This is a genomic window from Streptomyces sp. NPDC034086, assembly GCF_055575515.1.
The window spans coordinates 190,879-209,830 of sequence record NZ_JBVISM010000006.1 but is presented as its reverse complement, the minus strand read 5'-3'; the positions used below and the strand labels follow the sequence as shown (position 1 = coordinate 209,830).

At 75.0% G+C, this 18,952-nt stretch carries 21 protein-coding genes and 2 tRNA genes; 15 read left to right on the top strand and 8 right to left on the bottom strand.

The features are described from left to right. The first annotated feature begins 68 nt into the window (after positions 1-68). The 4 genes from ACZ514_RS17435 to ACZ514_RS17420 all read left to right on the top strand — a co-directional run bounded on the left by ACZ514_RS17435 (position 69) and on the right by ACZ514_RS17420 (position 3,704). Positions 69-1,166 carry a chorismate-binding protein gene (locus ACZ514_RS17435; protein WP_468169175.1) on the top strand — a complete coding sequence of 366 codons (1,098 nt, stop codon included), beginning with the start codon at positions 69-71 and terminating at the stop codon, positions 1,164-1,166. Next, positions 1,163-1,984 carry an aminotransferase class IV gene (locus ACZ514_RS17430; protein WP_468169172.1) on the top strand — a complete coding sequence of 274 codons (822 nt, stop codon included), beginning with the start codon at positions 1,163-1,165 and terminating at the stop codon, positions 1,982-1,984. Before ACZ514_RS17435 ends, ACZ514_RS17430 begins: the two co-directional genes overlap by 4 nt. Before the next feature lie 74 nt (positions 1,985-2,058). Then, a complete protein-coding gene (locus ACZ514_RS17425; protein WP_469125078.1) occupies positions 2,059-2,883 on the top strand; it encodes a GNAT family N-acetyltransferase in 825 nt (274 codons plus the stop codon). 173 nt (positions 2,884-3,056) lie between these two features. Continuing rightward, complete coding sequence (locus ACZ514_RS17420) at positions 3,057-3,704, top strand: hypothetical protein (RefSeq protein ID WP_468169166.1); 648 nt, start codon at positions 3,057-3,059, stop codon at positions 3,702-3,704. Here the strand turns inward: ACZ514_RS17420 and ACZ514_RS17415 are convergent. Next, positions 3,701-4,204, bottom strand: a complete 504-nt coding sequence (locus ACZ514_RS17415; protein ID WP_469125077.1) for a DsbA family protein — start codon at positions 4,202-4,204, stop codon at positions 3,701-3,703. The genes ACZ514_RS17420 and ACZ514_RS17415 overlap by 4 nt on opposite strands. Positions 4,205-4,367: 163 nt before the next feature. Between ACZ514_RS17415 and ACZ514_RS17410 the strand changes: the two genes are divergently transcribed. Further along, on the top strand, positions 4,368-4,799 hold the full coding sequence (locus ACZ514_RS17410; protein ID WP_469125076.1) for a hypothetical protein: 432 nt from the start codon (positions 4,368-4,370) through the stop codon (positions 4,797-4,799). 85 nt (positions 4,800-4,884) lie between these two features. On the opposite strand, the gene ACZ514_RS17405 is transcribed toward ACZ514_RS17410, so the two are convergent. After that, the gene (locus ACZ514_RS17405; protein ID WP_469125075.1) at positions 4,885-5,433 is read right to left on the bottom strand and encodes a dioxygenase family protein; all 549 of its coding nucleotides are present in this window, start codon (positions 5,431-5,433) and stop codon (positions 4,885-4,887) included. Between the two features lie 253 nt (positions 5,434-5,686). Between ACZ514_RS17405 and ACZ514_RS17400 the strand changes: the two genes are divergently transcribed. After that, the gene (locus ACZ514_RS17400; RefSeq protein WP_468169154.1) at positions 5,687-5,968 is read left to right on the top strand and encodes a hypothetical protein; all 282 of its coding nucleotides are present in this window, start codon (positions 5,687-5,689) and stop codon (positions 5,966-5,968) included. Here ACZ514_RS17400 and ACZ514_RS17395 read toward each other — a convergent pair. Then, on the bottom strand, positions 5,909-6,535 hold the full coding sequence (locus tag ACZ514_RS17395; protein WP_468169151.1) for a CGNR zinc finger domain-containing protein: 627 nt from the start codon (positions 6,533-6,535) through the stop codon (positions 5,909-5,911). The genes ACZ514_RS17400 and ACZ514_RS17395 overlap by 60 nt on opposite strands. A 209-nt stretch (positions 6,536-6,744) precedes the next feature. Beyond that, positions 6,745-7,158 carry an SsgA family sporulation/cell division regulator gene (locus ACZ514_RS17390; RefSeq protein WP_030011909.1) on the bottom strand — a complete coding sequence of 138 codons (414 nt, stop codon included), beginning with the start codon at positions 7,156-7,158 and terminating at the stop codon, positions 6,745-6,747. A 177-nt stretch (positions 7,159-7,335) separates the two neighbouring features. Here ACZ514_RS17390 and ACZ514_RS17385 point away from each other — a divergent pair, with 177 nt between their 5' ends. Beyond that, positions 7,336-7,773 (top strand): TIGR02611 family protein, encoded by a 438-nt coding sequence (locus tag ACZ514_RS17385; protein ID WP_469125074.1) that lies wholly within the window; start codon positions 7,336-7,338, stop codon positions 7,771-7,773. 67 nt (positions 7,774-7,840) lie between these two features. Continuing rightward, positions 7,841-7,912: transfer RNA gene (locus ACZ514_RS17380), tRNA-Val, on the top strand. A 68-nt stretch (positions 7,913-7,980) separates the two neighbouring features. On the opposite strand, the gene ACZ514_RS17375 is transcribed toward ACZ514_RS17380, so the two are convergent. Further along, a complete protein-coding gene (locus tag ACZ514_RS17375) occupies positions 7,981-10,323 on the bottom strand; it encodes an SCO7613 C-terminal domain-containing membrane protein (RefSeq protein ID WP_469125073.1) in 2,343 nt (780 codons plus the stop codon). A gap of 117 nt (positions 10,324-10,440) precedes the next feature. Between ACZ514_RS17375 and ACZ514_RS17370 the strand changes: the two genes are divergently transcribed. Together ACZ514_RS17370 and ACZ514_RS17365 are read left to right on the top strand one after the other, a co-directional pair. Next, complete coding sequence (locus tag ACZ514_RS17370; protein ID WP_468699900.1) at positions 10,441-10,914, top strand: SRPBCC family protein; 474 nt, start codon at positions 10,441-10,443, stop codon at positions 10,912-10,914. A gap of 38 nt (positions 10,915-10,952) precedes the next feature. Then, positions 10,953-11,024, top strand: a tRNA-Val gene (locus ACZ514_RS17365). Positions 11,025-11,117: 93 nt separating this feature from the next. Here the strand turns inward: ACZ514_RS17365 and ACZ514_RS17360 are convergent. After that, a complete protein-coding gene (locus ACZ514_RS17360) occupies positions 11,118-11,843 on the bottom strand; it encodes a 3'-5' exonuclease (RefSeq protein WP_388944380.1) in 726 nt (241 codons plus the stop codon). A gap of 222 nt (positions 11,844-12,065) precedes the next feature. Here ACZ514_RS17360 and ACZ514_RS17355 point away from each other — a divergent pair, with 222 nt between their 5' ends. The 3 genes from ACZ514_RS17355 (at position 12,066) to ACZ514_RS17345 (ending at position 14,793) form a co-directional block, all read left to right on the top strand. Beyond that, positions 12,066-12,644 carry a DUF4365 domain-containing protein gene (locus tag ACZ514_RS17355; RefSeq protein WP_469125072.1) on the top strand — a complete coding sequence of 193 codons (579 nt, stop codon included), beginning with the start codon at positions 12,066-12,068 and terminating at the stop codon, positions 12,642-12,644. Beyond that, on the top strand, positions 12,644-13,852 hold the full coding sequence (locus ACZ514_RS17350) for a hypothetical protein (protein WP_468699902.1): 1,209 nt from the start codon (positions 12,644-12,646) through the stop codon (positions 13,850-13,852). Before ACZ514_RS17355 ends, ACZ514_RS17350 begins: the two co-directional genes overlap by 1 nt. A gap of 233 nt (positions 13,853-14,085) precedes the next feature. Continuing rightward, positions 14,086-14,793, top strand: coding sequence for an SDR family NAD(P)-dependent oxidoreductase (locus tag ACZ514_RS17345; protein ID WP_469125071.1), 708 nt, complete (start codon positions 14,086-14,088; stop codon positions 14,791-14,793). A gap of 57 nt (positions 14,794-14,850) precedes the next feature. On the opposite strand, the gene ACZ514_RS17340 is transcribed toward ACZ514_RS17345, so the two are convergent. Together ACZ514_RS17340 and ACZ514_RS17335 are read right to left on the bottom strand one after the other, a co-directional pair. After that, a complete protein-coding gene (locus ACZ514_RS17340; RefSeq protein ID WP_469125070.1) occupies positions 14,851-15,528 on the bottom strand; it encodes a hypothetical protein in 678 nt (225 codons plus the stop codon). A gap of 82 nt (positions 15,529-15,610) precedes the next feature. Then, a complete protein-coding gene (locus ACZ514_RS17335; protein ID WP_468699905.1) occupies positions 15,611-16,078 on the bottom strand; it encodes a GNAT family N-acetyltransferase in 468 nt (155 codons plus the stop codon). 197 nt (positions 16,079-16,275) lie between these two features. On the opposite strand from ACZ514_RS17335, the gene thrS reads away from it, so the two are divergent. Together thrS and ACZ514_RS17325 are read left to right on the top strand one after the other, a co-directional pair. Further along, positions 16,276-18,252 carry a threonine--tRNA ligase gene (gene thrS / locus ACZ514_RS17330; RefSeq protein WP_468169124.1) on the top strand — a complete coding sequence of 659 codons (1,977 nt, stop codon included), beginning with the start codon at positions 16,276-16,278 and terminating at the stop codon, positions 18,250-18,252. 90 nt (positions 18,253-18,342) lie between these two features. Further along, positions 18,343-18,891: an HIT family protein gene (locus tag ACZ514_RS17325; protein WP_388944400.1), complete on the top strand. Its 549-nt coding sequence runs from the start codon at positions 18,343-18,345 to the stop codon at positions 18,889-18,891. Positions 18,892-18,952: the final 61 nt, after the last annotated feature.

The following is an 18,952-nucleotide window of genomic DNA, read 5'->3' as shown; positions in this document are numbered from 1 at the left end:
GATCACCGGAGGTCACCCGTCAGTCACCTCACCGGCGCCATCGCGCCACCGGTCATAGACTCGCAGCCGTGCACGACCTGCCTCCCCTGGCCCGCTTCGGCGGCCTCCTCGCGACCGACCTCCGAGACGTCACCAGCGACCCCTCCGCCCTCGACTCCACCGGGTTCTGGGCGGTGACCGCGGACTTCGAAGGCCGGCTGGTCTGCGCGCGCTTCGGAGACGTGCGCCCCGACCCCGTACCGGCGCCCGTCCCCGGAGCCTGGCGCGGACCGGCCGCCGACCGGTGGTCCTCCTCCCTCGACCGCTCCGCGTACGTCGCGGGCGTCCGCCGGATCCGCGAGTACATCGCGGCGGGGGAGGTCTACCAGGCCAATCTCTGCCGGGTGATGTCCGCGCCGCTGCCGGACCCGGCCGCGGCCGATGTGGACGCCCTGACCGCCCTGCTCGCGCGCGGCAACCCCGCGCCCTACGCAGGAACGATTCGGCTGAGGGCCCACGGCATCGAGATCGCCACCGCCTCCCCCGAGCTCTTCCTGAGCCGCGCCGGCCGCCGCGTCGAGTCCGGACCCATCAAGGGAACCGGCCGCACCGCCGCCGACCTGCTCCCCAAGGACCACGCCGAGAACGTGATGATCGTGGACCTCGTACGCAACGACCTCGGCCGCGTCTGCTCCACCGGCTCCGTCACCGTCCCCGAGCTGTGCGTCCTGGAGGAGCACCCCGGCCTGGTCCACCTCGTCTCCACCGTCAGCGGCGAACTCGCCGAGGGCGCCGGCTGGCCGGAGCTGCTCTCGGCCACCTTCCCGCCCGGCTCCGTCACCGGCGCCCCCAAGTCCTCCGCCCTGCGGATCATCGAAGAGCTGGAGACCGCCCCCCGCGGCCCCTACTGTGGGGGCATCGGCTGGGTGGACGCGGACCGTGGCACCGCCGCGCTCGCCGTGGGCATCCGCACCTTCTGGATCGACCGCGAGGCGCCCGGCGGCCCCCGCCTGAGCTTCGGCACCGGCGCCGGGATCACCTGGGGCTCCGACCCCGAACGGGAGTGGGCCGAGACGGAGCTGAAGGCCGCCCGGCTGGTCGCACTGGCCTCCGGCGGGCCGATACCCGGCACGGAGCCGCCGGCCGCACACGAGACGCACGACCTGAGTGGAGGAACCGTACGGTGAGGATCTGGCTCGACGGCACGCTGCGCGACGCCGATGACGCGAGGGTTTCCGTACTGGACCACGGGCTGACCGTGGGCGACGGGGTCTTCGAAACGCTCAAGGCACAGCACGGGACCCTCTTCGCCCTCACCCGCCACCTCGAGCGGCTGACCCGCTCGGCGCGCGGTCTGGGTCTGCCGGACCCCGACCTCGACGAGGTGCGCCGCGCCTGCGCCGCCGTACTGGAGGCCAACCCCGTGCCGCTCGGGAGGCTGCGGATCACCTACACGGGCGGCCTCTCCCCGCTCGGGTCCGACCGCGGTGACACCGCGCCCACCCTCGTCGTCGCCGTCGGCGAGACCACCCGCCGCCCCGACACCACCGCGGTGATCACCGTCCCGTGGGTCCGCAACGAGCGCTCCCCGCTCACCGGGCTCAAGACCACCTCCTACGCGGAGAACGTGGTCGCGCTGGCGCGGGCGAACCGGGCGGGAGCCTCCGAGGCCCTCTTCGCGAACACCGTCGGACAGCTCTGCGAGGGCACCGGCTCCAACGTCTTCGTCGTCCTCGACGGGGAACTGCACACCCCGCCCGTGGCCTCGGGCTGCCTGGCCGGCATCACCCGCGCCCTGGCCGTCGAATGGACCGGCGCGAAGGAGACCGAGCTGCCCTTCGACGTCCTGGAACGCGCCGAGGAGGTCTTCCTGACCTCCACCCTGCGCGACGTACAGGCCGTGCACCGGGTCGACGGGCGCCTCCTGACCGCCGCGCCGGGACCCGTCACCGCCAAGGCCATGCGCGTCTTCGACGAGCGCGCCGCCTCCGACCTCGACCCGTAGGCCCCGGGAGCCACCGGGGCCCCTCCGGTGCGGGCCCCCTGGTCACGGCGGCGAGGGGCGGGTAGGAATCGACGATGACCACCACCCTGCGGCCGAGCGGGCCGCTTCAGCAGAGCGGCTCCGGCGCGCGCTCGCGCCCGTACGAGGTCCGCGTCAACAGCAGGCGCGTCGGGGCGCTGCTGATCGCCGCCGACACGCCCTTCGGGCCGACGGTGGGGGAGATCCGGGACCTGGCCATCGACGCGCCGGACCGCCGCCGCGGCCGCGCCACCGTCGCGGCGCTCGCCGCCGAGGAGGTGCTCCGTGGCTGGGGCTGCCGGCGGGTACGGGTCTCCGTCCCGGCGGGATCCCCGGGCGGGCTGCGGCTCGCCGCGGCCCTCGGCTACACCGAGCAGGGCCGGAACATGGCCAAGGAACTCCCCACCGAGCCGCCCGCCCTCCCCGAGGGGACCGCCGGCCGCCCGATGACCGGCGCCGAGTACGAGGCCTGGGACGCACGGGCCCGCGCCGACTACGCGGAGAGCTGGGCCGCCCGCGGGATGCCGTCGGAGGCCGCCCTGGCCAAGGCGCGGGCCGACCACGACGCGCGGCTCCCGCAGGGACCGGCCACGCCCGGGGTCTCCTTCTCCGTCCTGGAGGCGGCCGGCACCCCCGTCGGCCACGTCTGGGTGGCGCCGGCCGGGGAAGGCTCGTACGTCTTCGACGTCGCCGTCGCCGAGGAGCACCGCGGCCGCGGACACGGCCGGGCCCTGATGCTCCTCGCGGAGCGCACGGCGATCGCCGCCGGCCACCGGGTGCTCGCGCTGCACGTGTTCGCGGCCAACACTCCCGCCCTGCGCCTGTACGAGTCCCTCGGCTACCGGCCGACGGACCTCCACTACGCGAAGGAGCTGGTCTAGGCCGTCTCTTTCGGATCTTGCCGGTTGAGCCCGCGTCGTCCGGTGCCGTGCATCGCAAGGCGGAGAGGCTCCCGATTACCGGACGTCCTCGGGTGCCTCGACAACGCGGCGAGGTGCGGTGCCGGGCGACGCGGGTCAGGCAAGATCCGGAAGAGACGGTCTAGGCTGGCCCGATGGGGGCCAGGGAGCGTGAGCGCAAGGTGTACCGGCCGCTGCGGCGGGCCGGTCTCGAGGTGATCCCGGACGCGGTGCCGGACGGCGTCGTGCCGTACGTCATCGGATACCGTGCCGAGGACTTCGCCGGGGGCTTCTCCCACCCGTACCGCACCCCGCGGCTCGTCGAGCGGCTCAACGAGGACTGGTACGACCTCGCCGTCTCCTCGGGCCTCTTCGACCACCGGCGGGAGTTCCTCGTCCAGCTCCCCCAGGGCACCCGGACCCACCGCGCCGCCCTGCGGTACGCCCACGAGGCCTGCCGCTGGGCGCCCCCCTCGCTCTGGACCCGCGTCCGGCTCCTGGAACGGTGGGACATCATGGGCCGGGGCGCGGATTCGGCGTTCCTCGGCGTGTACGCGGGCCACCCGGGCTTCGCGATGATGGCGCTCGACGGCGGCGTGTACATCGGCTGCTCCACGGGCGAGGCCGGTGTCGACGTGGTCGCGGTGCCCCACCCGCACCGCTCGCAGAACGTCCTGCGGCACCTGGAGTGGACGGCCGGCTACGAGAGTTCCCTCAGCAACCCCGAGTACCGCCGGCGGATCGCCGCCTGGCTGGCGGACCGCGCGGCCGGCACCGTCGCGCCGGCCGTGGCCGGCCCTTAGGCGCTCCCGCCCGCGAGCAGCCGGTCCGCGATCTCCTGGATGCGGGCGCGCAGGCCCTCCTGGCTCTTGCCGCCGTCCAGGCGCTCGCCGCCGATCACGTACGTCGGGGTGCCGGTCACGCCGATGGCCTTGCCCTCGGCCTGGTCGGCGTCCACGATCAGGATGTGCCGGCCGTCGATCAGGGCGGTGTCGAACTCCTCGGCGTCCAGGCCCAGTTCACGCGCGACGTCCAGCAGTACGGCTTCGCCGCGCTCGCCCAGCTCGGCGGTGCGGGCCAGCACGGCCTCCGCGTACGGCCAGCCCTGCCCCTGCTCGGCGGCCTCCTCGGCGGCCTGCGCGGCGGCGAAGGCGTGCTTGTGCTTCTCCAGCGGGAAGTGCCGCAGCCGGACGTCCAGCCGGTCGCCGTAGCGGGCGCGCAGGGCCCGCACGTCGTCCAGCGCGCTGTGGCAGTCCGGGCACTGGAGTTCGCACCAGACTTCGAGGATCACGGAATCGGTCATGCGGACAGTCTCCCAGACCTCCTTCCGGACCCCTGAGGAGGAGAACCGACCCGGAGATGTCCCGGAGATCGGCGAGGCAGGGGCCGGGGGCGTGGCCGCGGCGGCGGGGGCCGGTGCAGGATGGAAGGGACAGACCGCCCACCGCAGACCGCCGGAGGACCGCATGCTGGCCGAGACCATATGTTCCGCGGTGTCCGCGGCGGGCCTGGGCATCGCCGCGCTGACCGCGTACCGCAGGCGGTTCCTCGCGGCCGCGCGGATCACGGCCAACGCGCTGGTGCCCGTGGGTCTGGTGCTGACCGGCGTCGTGGAGTGGGCCGCCGGGCTGGTTCTCAAGCCGGGCGTCTGGATCGGCTTCGCCCTGCTGGGCCTGGCCTGGGTGCTCCTCGTGACCACCCGGGCGGTGGAGCGCAGGAGCCTCGGCCGGGCCCCGAAGGCCGCCGAGGGCGCCGCGGGCGGGAAGGCCGTCGCCCCGGGTGCCTCGGCCCCATCCCTGGGCAGGGGAGCGCGCCAGGACGCCGCGTCGGCCCGGCCGGCGGCCCCCGCGGACGACTTCTCCGACATCGAGGCCATCCTCAAGAAGCACGGCATCTAGGCGGTCTGGCGGACGGAGGCGGTCTAGCGGACGCCCACGGTGAACGCGGCGCGGTAGCCGGTGCCGTCGGGGACGGGGGAGAGGGTCATCCTCCCGGCGGCGGCCCGGTAGCGGTCGTCGTGGGCGTTGGGGTCGCGAAGAACTGCGAGGTCGTCTCGGAGCGCCCGTCGGGGCGGACCTTGAAGTGGACGTGCGGCGCCAGCCCCGCGTACCAGCCCGGCACGATCGTCCGGAAGGTGCAGCGGCCGGCGGTGTCGGTGACCTGGACCCCGCGCAGATGGGTCTCCGCGCCCTCCGAGTACAGGCCGGCCGCGTCGGCCTGCCAGATGTCGACGGCGGCGCCCGCCAGCGGCCGGCAGCCGTCCTCGACGCCCACCACGGTCAGCTCCAGCCGCAGCGGCACGCCCTCACGGCCCTCGGTGACGTCCGAGCGCGTCCGGCCCCGGCCGGTGTAGTTCGGGCCCGCACCCGACGTCAGGGCCAGGACGCAGTCCGGAGCGGAGGCGCCCGTCGGCGCGGCCCTGCCGGGCGCGTCCGGGCGGGCGCAGGCCGCGGTCAGCGCGGCGATGCCGGCGGACCCGGCGGTCAGCAGGAGGGCCCGGCGGCTGGTCGGGATGGTGTCCTCGTCGGTCATGCAGGCCTCTCACGCGTACGCCCGGGGCCGTCGCGTGCGGGACGGCCGCCCCCCACGGCCACCGTGCCGCAGGCCGGCGGCCTGGCCCGCGACCGACACACGGCCGGCCGGGTCCTCGTAGCGGATGAGGGGCGGCGCGCGGGGGAGAAGCCGCGGGCAACCACCTGAACTGACGAGAGACGGTGAACCGCCGGGGTGATCGGGGCGGTGTCGCGGGCGCGGCCGGTGCGGGCTGCGCGATCATCGGCCCGACATGCCCGACACATCGCAGGGTGAGCCGCAGGCTCCCTCCTCCGAGGCCCCCATCGCCCGGGCCGCCGCCACTCTGGCATCCAAGGCCGCGCAGGCCACGGCCGTCGCCGAGGCCGGGACGGCCTCCAAGACCGCGACGGCCTCCACGCCCTCCACGGCCTCTGGCGCGGCGGAGGGGCGCGGGTGCCTCTTCGCGCTCTCCCAGCCGCCGCTGATGATCTTCCTAGCGGTGATCGGGACCCTGCTGCTGCTCGCCGCCCTGCACGACCTCTATCTGCTCTGAGACCTCCGGGTGGACGTCCGCCCCCTTCCGGCGGGCCCGGTACGCGGCCACGTGGAGCCGGTTCCCGCAGGTACGGCTGTCGCAGTAGCGGCGGGAACGGTTGCGGGAGAGGTCCACGAAGGCGCGCCGGCAGTCCGGGGCCTCGCAGCGGCGCAGCCGCTCCCGCTCGCCGGAGACCACGATGAAGGCCAGCGCCATGCCGCCGTCCGCGGCGAGGTGGTCGCCGACCGAGGCGCCGGGTGCGAAGTAGTGGACGTGCCAGTCGTAGCCGTCGTGGTCGGTCAGCCGCGGGGTGGTGCCCGCCGTGGCCACCAGCTCGTTGATCAGTGCGGCGGCCGCACGGGAGTTCGATGCCGCGAAGACCTGGGTGAACTTGCCCCGCACCGTCCGCACCCCGGCGAGGTCGCGCGCGCCCAGCTCGCCGACGTCGCTGATCGCGTACTCCTCGACGAACCCGCGCAGCGCCGCGACGTCGGACAGCCGGTCGGGCTGGTCCGGCTCGGCCGCGGTGTTCACCAGCGCGACGACGACGTCGAGCGCGCGACGGGTGTCGTGGGGGATCTGCACGGGATGCTCCCTGGGGCCGGGCCTTGCGGCGGCGGGCCGCTGCCGCCCGCTGGGGGCCGACAATAGCGCCTGCCGCCGGAAAGGTGCCCGAGCACACCGGCGCCGCCCCCGCGGATGGCTCCCGCGAGGACAGCGCCGGCACTGCCGTATGTGGTTGTCCGTCCCGCACCGTCGCCCCGAGTCGGACGGTGGGGGGCTGGGGGCCTGGCTCAGCTTTCGGCCAGGATGTGCGACAGCTCCTTGTCGAGGTCGAAGTGCCGGTGCTCGGTCCCGGGTGGGACCGCGGCGTCCGTCCGCTTGAGGAACGACTCGAGGGCTCGGGCGGGTGCCTCGAGCAGCGCTTCTCCCTCCGGTGAGCTCAGGGCGATGCAGACGACGCCCTGACCGTGGCTGCGGGACGGCCAGACGCGGACGTCGCCGGTACCGGTGGGCCGGTGGAGGCCCTCCGCGAGGAGGTCGCGGGCGAACACCCATTCGACCGTTTCCTCGGCGCCGGTGTGGAAGGTGGCGTGCACGGCGTAGGGATCGGCCGTGTCATACCGCAGGCCCGCGGGAACAGGCAGTGAGGACTCGCTCGACACAACGAGGCGCAGGTGCAGCTCGCAGCTGACCGTGGTGTTCATAAGCGCCAGGGCCTTTCGCTCAGTGTGCGCTCGGGGATTCGCACGTCGGCGAAATCGACATGCCACCTACGGTGCCGTTGTAAACCCCTCTGACCGTTTTGCGGACCTCTGGGTCCCTCGGACGGCGGATCCACACCGGTATGCGCGTGTGCTTCCCGCTCCGGTAGATTCGATGCCATGAATACGGGGAGTGACCGCGGAATCAACGAATCCGCCAGCAGCGAGCCGGCCGCCGAAGAGCCGCCGCACGAGTCGAAGGCGCCCGCCTTCATCAAGGCCAACCGCAGCCTGCACCTGAGCTGGCAGGTCGGCGTCTTCATCGTGGGCCTCGCCGTCATCGGCGCGGGCGTCGCCATGCTCGTCCTGCCCGGCCCCGGCTGGGTCGCGATCTTCGCCGGGCTCGCGATCTGGGCCACCGAGTTCGCCTGGGCCTCCCTCGTCCTGCGCTGGACCAAGCGCAAGGTCACCGAAGCCGCCCAGAAGGCCCTCGATCCGAAGGTCCGGCGCCGCAACCTCGTTCTCACCAGCGTCGGCCTCACCATCGCGGCCGCGCTGATCGGTTTCTACCTGTGGAAGTACGGCCTCACCCTGCCGTGGAACCTCGAGGACCAGTGAACGTCCGGCGTCGCCCCGGGGCGGTCACGGAGCACCGCTGACATGCGGTAATGTTTGCGGTGCGTCCGGGCGATTAGCTCAGTGGGAGAGCACTTCGTTCACACCGAAGGGGTCACTGGTTCGAACCCAGTATCGCCCACCCGGAGCAGGGGCCCGGAGACTCGGAAGAGTCTCCGGGCCCTTTGCCGTACCCGGCCGTGCGCGCCCTCAGCGCAGCCGCCCGAACGCCTCCCGCAGCCTGCGCGCGTCCCGCAGCCGCTTCTCGTACGTCGCCCCCGTCGCCAGCAGCAGCAGGCCCGCCAGCGCCGGCGGCAGCCAGCGCGGAAGTACGCCCGCCACCTGCACCACGTACGGCGCCAGCTCGTGCAGCGCCACCGCCGCCAGCGTCGCCCCGCCCAGCAGCAGCGGCGCCCGCAGCCGGCGGTGCGCACCCGTCAGGGTCACCGCCAGCGCCGCCGCGCCCAGCAGCAGCGGACGCTGCCAGTGCGCGTCCCCCCAGGCGGCCACCAGGCTCGGCAGCAGCGTCACGGCCAGCCCCGGGCCGTACGAGGACCAGGACGAGGCCTGCGGATCCCGTCGGCGGCGCAGCAGCCCCACCACCAGCGCGGGCACCGACACCGGCAGCGTGTACGCCTCCGGCACCGCCACCCCCGACGCCGCCAGCCGCACCCACGCGGCCGCCACGAACAGGGCCCCCGCCGCCCGGGCCGCCGCCCGCCGCTCCGGGCGCAGGGCCGCGCCCGCGCAGACCACCCCGGCCAGCGCCAGGACCAGCGCCAGCGCCGGCGCGTCCCCCGCCGCGAGCGCCACCGCCACCGCCAGCGCCCCGGCCGCCGCCGCCTCGGCCGGGACCCTCACCGGGCCCAGCCGGGGCCCCAGCGCCGCCACCAGCGCCGGGACCGCCACGGCCGCCACCGCCCGCCAGGGCCAGCCCAGACCCGTCACCGCGCCCACCGCCACCACCAGCGCCGCCGCGTACCCGACGGCGCCCACCGCGAAGCCGGCCCGTACGGGCAGCGCCGCGGCCCTGTGGGCCGCCCCCAGGGCGCAGCCGGCGCCCAGCAGCCCCCACACCGCCAGGGTGGCCGTACGGCCGTCCAGCGCGGCCAGGGACAGGTTCAGGGCCCCCAGGGCCGCGCACCCGGCCGCGGCCCATCCGGCGGCCCGCGCCCCCGGCCGCGCCGGAACCCGCGAAGCCGCCGCACCGGCCGCCGCCGTCACCCCGAGCTGCGCGGCGAACACCGCCCCGGCCGGCAGGCCCGCCGCCATCGGCGCCACGAACAGCCCCGCCCAGCCGCACACCACCGCCGCCGCTGCCGCCACCGGCCCCGGCAGCACCCCGCCCGGCAGCCCCAGCGCGCCCGCCGCGAGCAGCAGCGTCACCGCCAGTGCCACCCCGGGCGCCGCCGGGTGCGGGGTTGTCCCGGCCCACACCTCGCGCAGCACCCCGGCCCGGGCCGCCAGCACCACGGCCACCGCCGACAGTCCCGCCAGCGCCCCCGCGGCGGCCACCCCCGCGCCCGCCCGCAGCAGGCCCCGTCGCACCGGCTCCGGGACGGCTCCCGCCCGCACCGCCGCCGCAGACAGGGCGAGCGCCGCCGCCACCCGCGCCGCCACCGCCCACCACACGGTCCCCGCCCCGGCCGGCACCAGCGCCCCCGCCGCCGACACCGCCGCCAGACCCCCCACCAGAGCGGCCGCCGAAGCCCGCGGCTCGCGCCAGGCCACCGCCACGCCCAGCACACCCCCCGCGGCCAGCAGCAGCGCCGGACCGGCCGCCCCGGCCCGCGCCAGGGACAGCGCCAGCCCGAGCGCCAGCGCCGCCCCGGCCAGGACCCCCGAGCACACCCACGCGGGCATCCGTACCGCCCGGCGGGCCACCAGCACCGCCAGGGCCGCGTCCAGCGCCGCCGTCGCCAGCAGCGCCGCGCCGGCCCCCAGCGGGTCCGCCCCCGCCGCGGCCGCCGCCAGCGGCAACGGCAGCTGCGCGGCGGCCACCGCGGCGAGCGCCGGCATCCGCAGCCCCCTCAGGGCCGCCCCGTACCCGGCCCAGAGGCCCGCCAGCGCGGCCGACGCCCAGGCCGCGTACGCGACGCCGTCGGTGTCCGGCAGCCCGGCCGCGTGCACCGCGTACGCGTCCAGCACCGTCAGCAGCAGCCCCACCGCCGCGACCGCCTCGGCCGTCGACCGCAGCCCGCGCCGCAGCAGCGCGGCGGGCGCCGCGAGCGCCGCCGCCGTCACCGCCGCCAGCACCGCGGAGCGCCCGCCGATGCCCAGAGAACCCCAGCTGACGAGGGTGAACGCCAGCGCCGCGACGGCGAGCAGCACCGCGCCGAGCACCAGCAGCACGTTCTGGGCGCTCGGCTTCGGCCCCCCGGCCGGCGGCGCGGACGGCGGGAACGGCGGGAACTGCGGCTGCGGCACCGGCTGGGCTGGCACGCGCAGCAGCCAGTCCCGGCGGGCCAGCAAGTACAGGCGCCGGGTGTCCAGTTGGGCGAGCTCGCCGTCGATGAGCGCCAGCTCCTGGGCCGGCGGCAGGGGGGAGTCCATAGCCGGAGTGTGGCGCCCGTCACGCCATCAGGACATCGGTGTGCCTACTCAGATCGCCGCTGAGTACCTCCTGGGGAAACCGCCCCGCACCGGCGCCGGCCGGGCCACACTGGAGCCATGCACCGCTGGACGCACTACCGCTTCCGCAGCGTGTGGGACCTCGACGCCCCGCCCGCGCTCGTCCACTCCCTGCTGGCCGATCCCGCGCGCTACCCCGGCTGGTGGCCCCAGATCCGCCGGGTCGAACGGATCGACGCGCGCACCGCGAACGTCCTGATCCGCTCGGTCCTCCCGTACGGGATCCGCGTCACCCTCACCGAGCTCCTCCAGGACCCCGGGCGCGGGGTCCTCGAGGCGGCGCTGAGCGGGGACCTCGAGGGCTGGGCGCGGTGGACCGTACGCCCCCGGGGCGCGGCCGGAGCCGTCCGCGCGCGGGTGGTCTACGAGCAGGAGGCCGAGGTGCGGGCCGCCCCGCTGCGGCGGTTCGCGCTCGTCGGCCGGCCGCTGTTCCGGCTCAACCACGCGCTGCTGATGCGGGCCGGGCGGCGCGGCCTGCGGGCCCGGCTGGCCGCTCCGCCGGGAGCGGTTTGATCCGGCCCCGGGGCTCTTGTATTGTTCAGTGCGTTCCCGGGCGATTAGCTCAGCGGGAGAGCACTTCGTTCACACCGAAGGGGTCACTGGTTCGATCCCAGTATCGCCCACCGGGACAGGCCGGTCCGTCTGATGACGGACCGGCCTTCCGCATGTCCGGGGGCCGTTCGGGAATACGCGGATCCCGTCAGGCGGCCTGCGGCTCAGGCGGCCTGTGGCAGGTCCGGACGCAGCGGCCAGTGCGGATCCACCGCCTCCGGAGTGCCCTGCCGGGCGTACCACGCCTGGAGCCCCCGCGCCTGTGCCGCGTGCCACACCGCCTGGAGGGTGTGCAGCTCCGCCGGGCTCAGCCGCTCCAGCCGCGCCGCGAACCTGCGCCCGACCGCCCGTACGACCTCCAGCGCCGCCTGCGCGTCCACCGAGGCGTCGTGCGCCCCCTCCAGGTCTATCCCGTAGTGCGCGCACAGGTCCGTCAGCGTGCGGCGGCCCTTGCGGTAGCGGTCCAGGTGCTTGTCCAGGACCCGCGGATCCAGCACCGTCAGCGGCCTGTTGTCCAGGTACCGCGCCAGCGAGGACGCCCGGTGCCGGCGCAACTCCCGGTCCAGCAGCGTCAGATCGAACGGGGCGTTCATCACCACCACCGGCCGGCCCGCCGCCTGCTGCTCGCCCAGCGCCCGGGCTATCTCCTCCACCACCGGCGCGGGCCAGCGGCCGTTGCGCTGGAGGTGCTCGTCCGTCAGGCCGTGCACCTCCGTCGCTCCCGGCGGCACCGGAACGCCGGGATTGACCAGCCACCGGGTGGAGCGGACCCGGCCGCCCGCACACTCCTGCACGACGAGCGCGGCGGACACGATCCGGTCCTGCTCGACGTCCACCCCGGTGGTCTCCGTGTCGAAGGCGGCCAACGGCCCCTCGTACCAGCGTGTCATGACGAACTCCTCGTTCCCGGTGGGCAGGTGGGCCGCACCGGGCACCTCCGCCCACGGAGCGCGCCGACCCCCGCCGAATCCGTGATACCCGGGCTTTTCGCCCCGTACGCCGTTTGGCGGTACCCGGCTGCGGAGACAACTTCCGCAGGGGGCCGTACGCGTGACCACCCGTCACCCCCTCACCCGTTCACGGCAGAGCCCGGAAGGCATGGGGAGCCGGCCATGGCGCTCACGCAGCCCGAACCGGGCGGGGTACCGCACGGACAGGGCGATCCGCCGACCGGACCGCTGCGCGGCACACTCGCCACCACCGCCTGCATGGAGACCCTCCAGGTGGGCTACCTCCACGCCGTCGCCGCCGCGGCCGGCTGCTCGCTCTCCCAGCCCTTTCCGGACAACGGCATCGACTGGCACGTGAGCCACGGCGCGCCCGAGCACGTCGTCGACGACGAGGTGACCATCAAGGTGCAGCTGAAGGCGACCTACCAGGTAGCGCCCCGCCCCGCCGGGGCCAGCTTCGGCTTCACCCTCGACAACGAGCACCTGGTGAAGCTGGCGCGGACACCGGTCGCCGTCCACAAGATCCTCGTGGTGATGCTCGTACCGCGGGAACGCGAACTCTGGCTGAGCGCCGGGCACGACCGGCTCGACCTGCGGCACTGCTGCTACTGGACCAACCTGGCCGGGCACCCCGTCACCGGCAGGCGCCGCACCACCGTACGGATCCCGACCGGGCGGATCTTCGACGACCGGGCGCTGTGCGAGATCATGACCCGCGTCGGGTCGGGAGGGACACCCTGATGGACCGGTACCCGCCGCACCTCGAACCCCTGCCCCGTCCGCGGCCCGCCCCGGACACCCCCGATCCGGGGCAGGTCGACCCGCAGGTCCTCGGGGCGCTGCTGCACCGCCACGGCTGGCTGCGGCGCGGCGGAGCGGCGGGCCGCTACGGTCGCTGGACCCCGCCGGACCGGGCCGGGACCAGCCTGCTCGTCCCCGAGAACCGGACCTTCCCCGACTGCGCCGACCTCCTGGAGGAGGCCCTGACCGCGCTCTCCCGCAGCGCGGCCCCCTCCGCGCGGGAGGTGCTCTTCGGGCTGAGCGTGCCCAGCGACGAGGTCCGCTGGGAACGGGAGGTCCCGCCGGGACCGTACGGGCTCCAGGGCGAGGCCGCCTGGCCCGCGCAGGAGCGGCTGCGCTCGGCCGCCCGCCGGCTGCTGCTGGCCGGGGCCCTCGCCGACCGGGCCCGCGCCGGCTACTACGGCGCCCGCCACCGCGCGCAGGCCCAACGCTTCCTCGACGGGGTGCTGGTGGGGCCCGCCCCCGGCGGGCGCAGGCTCGCCGCGTACGTTCCGGTGGCCGGGGGGCGCGGGGCGGTGACGCGGCTGCACCACGCGCTGCACGCGGCGCGGGAGGCGGTGGACTACCGGAGGGCGACCGGCGGCATGGAGGCCTTCGACGCCGCGGTGGCGGCGGGCGTCAGCCGGGAGTTCGCCGAGGCGCTGGTCGCCCTCGTCCGGGGTTCGGAAGGGGCCCGGATCACCCTGGCCTGGGCGCCCGCGGCGGGGGTCCCGGCCGGATGCGCGGCGCGGCCCGAGCCGGTGGAGTTCTCGCCGGGCGACCTGCCGGTGCTGCGCGAGGCCGCCGCCCGCTACACCCGGGCCGAGCCGGCCGTCGCCGTCCGCATCGCGGGCGCCGTGGTGCGGATGCGGCGCTCGGCGTCGGGCGGCGGGGGGACCGTCCGGCTGCGGGTGCTGGCGGGCGCGGAGGTCCCGTACGTCCGGGCCGCCCTCGACGAGGAGGACTACCGCACCGCGGTCCACGCCCACCTGGCCGGGCTGCCGGTCCGGGTCAGCGGCCGGCTCTCCCGCCGGGGAGGCTTCCGCAGGCTGGCGGGGGCCTCGGACGTGACGCCGGTGCCGCTGGACGAGATGGAGCGGGACCGGCTGATGAAGTCCCTGGACGCGTCCCTCGACGCCGACGAGGTGCTGCCGTCGGACGGTGACTAGGGCGTTCCCCCTCGGATCGCCTCGCCGACCCGGTGAGGACGGCGGCGAGGCGGGGTCCGGTGAGGACCGCGGCGGTCCTGCCGTACCGGATGGCCGGACCGCGCCTGCGCCGTGACGGTCCGTGGGGACTACGTCCGAGGCCGGGCCCCGTCTGCGTCTTCGGCCCGATCCCCTCGCGCGGCGCGAGCCATAGCGTGCTCGCCGTACGGATCGTCCGCGCGAGGGGGAAGAGCATGAGCACCGCCGCACCGATATCGCTGGTCACGGGCGGCAACAGGGGCATCGGCCGCGAGACCGCGCGCCGGCTCGCCGGACTCGGTCACACCGTCCTGCTGTCCGCCCGCCGTCCGCAGGACGCCGCACGGGCCGTCGCCGGTCTGGCCCCGGGACTGCCCGGCAGGCTGCTGCCGTGCCGGCTGGACGTGACCGACGCCGACGAGGTCCGTGCCCTCGCCCGGCGCGTGGAGGAGGAGTTCGGGCGCCTCGACGTCCTCGTCAACAACGCGGCCATCAACTACGACACCTCCCGGCGAGCCGTGTCCGCCGACCTCGACGAGGTCCGCCACACCCTGGAGACCAACCTCTTCGGCGCCTGGCGGACCGTGCGGGCGTTCCTGCCGCTGCTGCGCCGTTCGCAGCGCGCCCGCGTGGTGAACGTCTCCAGCGAATCCGGCTCCCTGGAGCTCATGTCCGGCGGCACCCCCGCCTACGGGGTTTCGAAGGCCGCTCTGAACGCCCTGACCCGCAAGCTCGCCGACGAGCTGCGCGCCGAGGGGATCCTGGTCAACGCGGTCTGTCCGGGGTGGGTCGCCACCGGCATGGGCGGCCCGGGCGGCGGGCCCGTCGGCGAGGGCGCCGCCGGCATCATCCGGGCCGCCACCCTGCCCGACTCCGGACCCACCGGCGGCTTCTTCCGGAACGGCGAACCCCTGCCCTGGTAGAGGCATCCGGTGGCCCCGCCGTGGAGGCCGCGCGCCCCCGCCCCGGGGCGACGGACGCTACGGAGCGACCGGTGACGCCGTGTCCCCGGCCTTCCGGAGCTCGTCGCCCCCGAGGGGCGTGGCCGGGTCGCCCCTTTCCACCGTGACCGGGACTCCGCCGGTGATCTGCTCCAGGCGGGCCTTCAGGTCCTTCGAGGCGGCTCCCTCGGCGGTGCTCGTCGCCACCACCCCGGAGGCGTCGGCGGCGGGCGAGAAGCCGTAGAGGGGGAAGGCGGGCCGCCCCTGGTCGGCGGTGAGCCGCTCCACGGCGGTGACGAGCGCGCGGTGGGTGAAGCGGCTCAGGTAGAGGTCCGCGCGGCCGGGGTCGACGGAGGGGTCGGCCTTCCCGGCGGCCTCCAGCAGCCGCCGGCCCCGGGCGAGGTCGGTGACGCACACCGCGACGCGCCCGGCCGGGCGGTCGGTGACGTGGGTGCCGTAGACGTCGGCGAAGGCGCCGTACCCCTGCGCGCCGACGGCCTGAGACAGGCGTGCGGCCTCGGGGGTGTTCGCGGGCGTGCCGTCGACGGTGGTGGGCGGGGCGCCGGGCCCGGCCCGGTCGTGCCCGGGGCAGGCCGGAGCCCCCTCCGGGGACGGCGGCGCGGGCGGCTCGGCCGCCGGGCCGGAACCGCCGGCGGCCGAGCAGCCGCCGAGCAGCGCGGCGGCGAGACAGGCGAGCGTGACGGCGGTACGGCGCATGGTTCCTCGATCCGGCTCGGTGCCCGCTCCGGGCGCCCGTGTGACGTACCCGGCCGCCGGACGGTTCCCCCGCGCCCGGCCGCTACGCGGTGCCGCGCAGGGTGAAGGAAGCCATCCGCAGGCCGGGGACGGGGCTGAAGTCCGCGCCCCGGGTGAAGCCGAGGCGTTCGTAGAGGGCGACCGCAGGGGTGTTGTCCGCGCCGGTGGAGACCTCGACGGGCCGGCCCGGGAAGAGCTCCGCCACCGCGTGGCGCAGCAGCAGCGAGCCGATGCCCTGGCGGAACCGGGCCGGGTCCACGCACAGCCGGTCGACGGAGACGCCGTCGGGTGTGTCCTCCCAGGCCAGGAAGCCCGCGACCGCGCCGTCCCCGGTGACCGCGCCCAGCCAGCGCAGCGGCCGCGCCCGCATCGCCTCCAGGCCCTCGCCGAGCGCGGGGATGCCGTCGAAGCCGATCAGCTCCGCCTCCACCGCGTAGGCGGCCAGGCCGACCGCGTGCACGGCGGCCGCCGTCGCGTCGTCGGTGAGGTCCAGCGGGCGGAGCTGCGGCATACGGGTGTCCCTTCGGGGGCTCGGACGGGAACGGCCCACGCTACCCGCGCCGCCCGGGGGCGCGCCTTGGGGTTTCCGGGCCGGCCCGGACCCGCTCCGGGGCCCCCGGGTTAACCGTTTCGCGGCGCGGCCGTTCGGCTCGGTACGATTCAGGCGCGCGGCGTTCGCCCGCGTGCCCCCTGAGTCAGGAGAGACCGGTGTCAGACGTCCGTGTGATCATCCAACGCGATTCCGAGCGGGACGAGCGCGTGGTGGCCACGGGCACTACGGCGGCGGAGCTCTTCGCCGGCGAGCGCACCATCGTCGCCGCGCGCGTCGCGGGCGAGCTGAAGGACCTCTCGTACGAGGTGCGGGACGGCGAGACCGTCGAGCCGGTGGAGATCTCCTCCGAGGACGGCCTGAACATCCTGCGCCACTCGACCGCGCACGTCATGGCGCAGGCCGTGCAGGAGCTGTTCCCCGAGGCCAAGCTCGGCATCGGCCCGCCGGTCCGCGACGGCTTCTACTACGACTTCGACGTCGCCAGGCCCTTCACTCCCGAGGACCTGAAGACCATCGAGAAGAAGATGCAGGAGATCCAGAAGCGCGGCCAGCGGTTCGCCCGCCGCGTGGTCTCCGACGAGGCGGCCCGCGAGGAGCTCGCGGACGAGCCGTACAAGCTGGAACTCATCGGCATCAAGGGCTCCGCGTCGACCGACGACGGCGCGAACGTCGAGGTGGGCGGCGGCGAGCTGACCATCTACGACAACCTGGACGCCAAGACCGGCGAGCTGTGCTGGAAGGACCTCTGCCGCGGTCCGCACCTGCCCACCACCCGCAACATCCCGGCGTTCAAGCTGATGCGCAACGCGGCCGCCTACTGGCGCGGCAGCGAGAAGAACCCGATGCTCCAGCGCATCTACGGCACCGCCTGGCCCTCGAAGGAGGAGCTGAAGGCCCACCTCGACTTCCTCGCCGAGGCCGAGAAGCGCGACCACCGCAAGCTCGGCAACGAGCTCGACCTCTTCTCCATCCCGGACGAGATCGGCTCCGGTCTGGCCGTCTTCCACCCGCGCGGCGGCATCATCCGCCGGGTGATGGAGGACTACTCGCGCCGCCGGCACGAGGAGGAGGGCTACGAGTTCGTCTACTCCCCGCACGCCACCAAGGGCGCCCTCTTCGAGAAGAGCGGCCACCTGGACTGGTACGCGGAGGGCATGTACCCCCCCATGCAGCTCGACGGCGGTACCGACTACTACCTCAAGCCGATGAACTGCCCGATGCACAACCTGATCTTCGACGCGCGCGGGCGCTCCTACCGTGAGCTGCCGCTGCGCCTGTTCGAGTTCGGCACCGTGTACCGGTACGAGAAGTCGGGCGTGGTCCACGGCCTGACCCGCGCCCGGGGCTTCACCCAGGACGACGCGCACATCTACTGCACCCGCGAGCAGATGGCCGAGGAACTCGACCGCACGCTCACCTTCGTGCTGAACCTGCTGCGCGACTACGGTCTGACCGACTTCTACCTGGAGCTGTCGACCAAGGACCCGGAGAAGTTCGTCGGCTCGGACGAGGTTTGGGAAGAGGCCACCGCGGTCCTCCAGCAGGTCGCCGAGAAGCAGGGCCTCCCGCTGACCCCCGACCCGGGCGGCGCGGCCTTCTACGGCCCGAAGATCTCCGTGCAGGCGCGCGACGCCATCGGCCGCACCTGGCAGATGTCGACCGTCCAGCTGGACTTCAACCTGCCCGAGCGCTTCGACCTGGAGTACACCGGCCCGGACGGCTCGCGCCAGCGTCCGGTCATGATCCACCGCGCGCTGTTCGGCTCCATCGAGCGGTTCTTCGCGGTGCTGCTGGAGCACTACGCGGGCGCCATGCCGCCGTGGCTGGCCCCCGTCCAGGCGGTCGGCATCCCGATCGGCGACGGGCACGTGGAGTACCTGCAGGAGTTCGCCGCGGCGGCGAAGAAGCAGGGCCTGCGGGTCGAGGTGGACGCCTCCTCCGACCGCATGCAGAAGAAGATCCGCAACCACCAGAAGCTCAAGGTCCCGTTCATGATCATCGTCGGTGACGAGGACATGGCCGCGGGCACCGTCTCCTTCCGCTACCGCGACGGCTCGCAGGAGAACGGCATCCCGAAGGACGAGGCGCTGGCCAAGCTGGCCAAGGTCGTCGCCGACCGCGTCCAGGTCTGACCCGGACCGACGCGGGAGCGGGGCCCCCGGAAAGGGATCACTTTCCGGGGGCCCCGCTCGTCCGTCCGGACGAGGTCATATGCTGCGCCTATGACGATTGAGCCGGAGCAGCAGATCGGTGTGGGCACGCAGGACGCGTTCCAGCGTCTGTGGACGCCCCACCGGATGGCCTACATCCAGGGCGAGAACAAGCCGACCGGCCCGGAAGCCGGGGACGGCTGTCCCTTCTGCGGGATTCCGGAGATGTCCGACACGGAGGGCCTGGTCGTGGCGCGGGGCAAGCACGTCTACGCCGTGCTGAACCTCTACCCGTACAACGGCGGCCACCTGATGGTCGTCCCGTACCGCCACGTCGCCGACTACACGGAGCTCGACGCGCCGGAGACGGCGGAGCTGGCGGACCTGACGAAGCGGGCCATGGTCGCGCTGCGCAAGGCCTCCGGCGCACACGGCTTCAACATCGGCATGAACCAGGGCAGTGCCGCCGGCGCCGGCATCGCCGCCCACCTGCACCAGCACATCGTGCCCCGCTGGGGCGGGGACACGAACTTCATGCCGGTCGTCGGGCACACCAAGGTGCTGCCGCAACTCCTCGCGGACACCCGCCAGATGCTCGCCGACGCCTGGCCGAACGACTAGGCCGAACCTCGTACGGCCGGACCGCCGCTCCGTCGGGGGCGGCGGCCGCGGCTCCTCCCGC

Excerpts from the sequence above, each read along its gene's own strand:
- ACZ514_RS17355 (WP_469125072.1), top strand. The coding sequence starts at position 12,066 with ATGGCGCTCACGCAGCCCGAACCGGGCGGGGTACCGCACGGACAGGGC.
- ACZ514_RS17425 (WP_469125078.1), top strand. The coding sequence starts at position 2,059 with ATGACCACCACCCTGCGGCCGAGCGGGCCGCTTCAGCAGAGCGGCTCC.
- ACZ514_RS17415 (WP_469125077.1), bottom strand. The coding sequence starts at position 4,204 with ATGACCGATTCCGTGATCCTCGAAGTCTGGTGCGAACTCCAGTGCCCG.
- ACZ514_RS17360 (WP_388944380.1), bottom strand. The coding sequence starts at position 11,843 with ATGACACGCTGGTACGAGGGGCCGTTGGCCGCCTTCGACACGGAGACC.
- ACZ514_RS17375 (WP_469125073.1), bottom strand. The coding sequence starts at position 10,323 with ATGGACTCCCCCCTGCCGCCGGCCCAGGAGCTGGCGCTCATCGACGGC.
- ACZ514_RS17410 (WP_469125076.1), top strand. The coding sequence starts at position 4,368 with ATGCTGGCCGAGACCATATGTTCCGCGGTGTCCGCGGCGGGCCTGGGC.
- ACZ514_RS17370 (WP_468699900.1), top strand. The coding sequence starts at position 10,441 with ATGCACCGCTGGACGCACTACCGCTTCCGCAGCGTGTGGGACCTCGAC.
- ACZ514_RS17420 (WP_468169166.1), top strand. The coding sequence starts at position 3,057 with ATGGGGGCCAGGGAGCGTGAGCGCAAGGTGTACCGGCCGCTGCGGCGG.
- ACZ514_RS17385 (WP_469125074.1), top strand. The coding sequence starts at position 7,336 with ATGAATACGGGGAGTGACCGCGGAATCAACGAATCCGCCAGCAGCGAG.
- ACZ514_RS17340 (WP_469125070.1), bottom strand. The coding sequence starts at position 15,528 with ATGCGCCGTACCGCCGTCACGCTCGCCTGTCTCGCCGCCGCGCTGCTC.
- ACZ514_RS17400 (WP_468169154.1), top strand. The coding sequence starts at position 5,687 with ATGCCCGACACATCGCAGGGTGAGCCGCAGGCTCCCTCCTCCGAGGCC.
- ACZ514_RS17390 (WP_030011909.1), bottom strand. The coding sequence starts at position 7,158 with ATGAACACCACGGTCAGCTGCGAGCTGCACCTGCGCCTCGTTGTGTCG.
- ACZ514_RS17345 (WP_469125071.1), top strand. The coding sequence starts at position 14,086 with ATGAGCACCGCCGCACCGATATCGCTGGTCACGGGCGGCAACAGGGGC.
- ACZ514_RS17350 (WP_468699902.1), top strand. The coding sequence starts at position 12,644 with ATGGACCGGTACCCGCCGCACCTCGAACCCCTGCCCCGTCCGCGGCCC.
- ACZ514_RS17335 (WP_468699905.1), bottom strand. The coding sequence starts at position 16,078 with ATGCCGCAGCTCCGCCCGCTGGACCTCACCGACGACGCGACGGCGGCC.
- ACZ514_RS17325 (WP_388944400.1), top strand. The coding sequence starts at position 18,343 with ATGACGATTGAGCCGGAGCAGCAGATCGGTGTGGGCACGCAGGACGCG.
- ACZ514_RS17405 (WP_469125075.1), bottom strand. The coding sequence starts at position 5,433 with ATGACCGACGAGGACACCATCCCGACCAGCCGCCGGGCCCTCCTGCTG.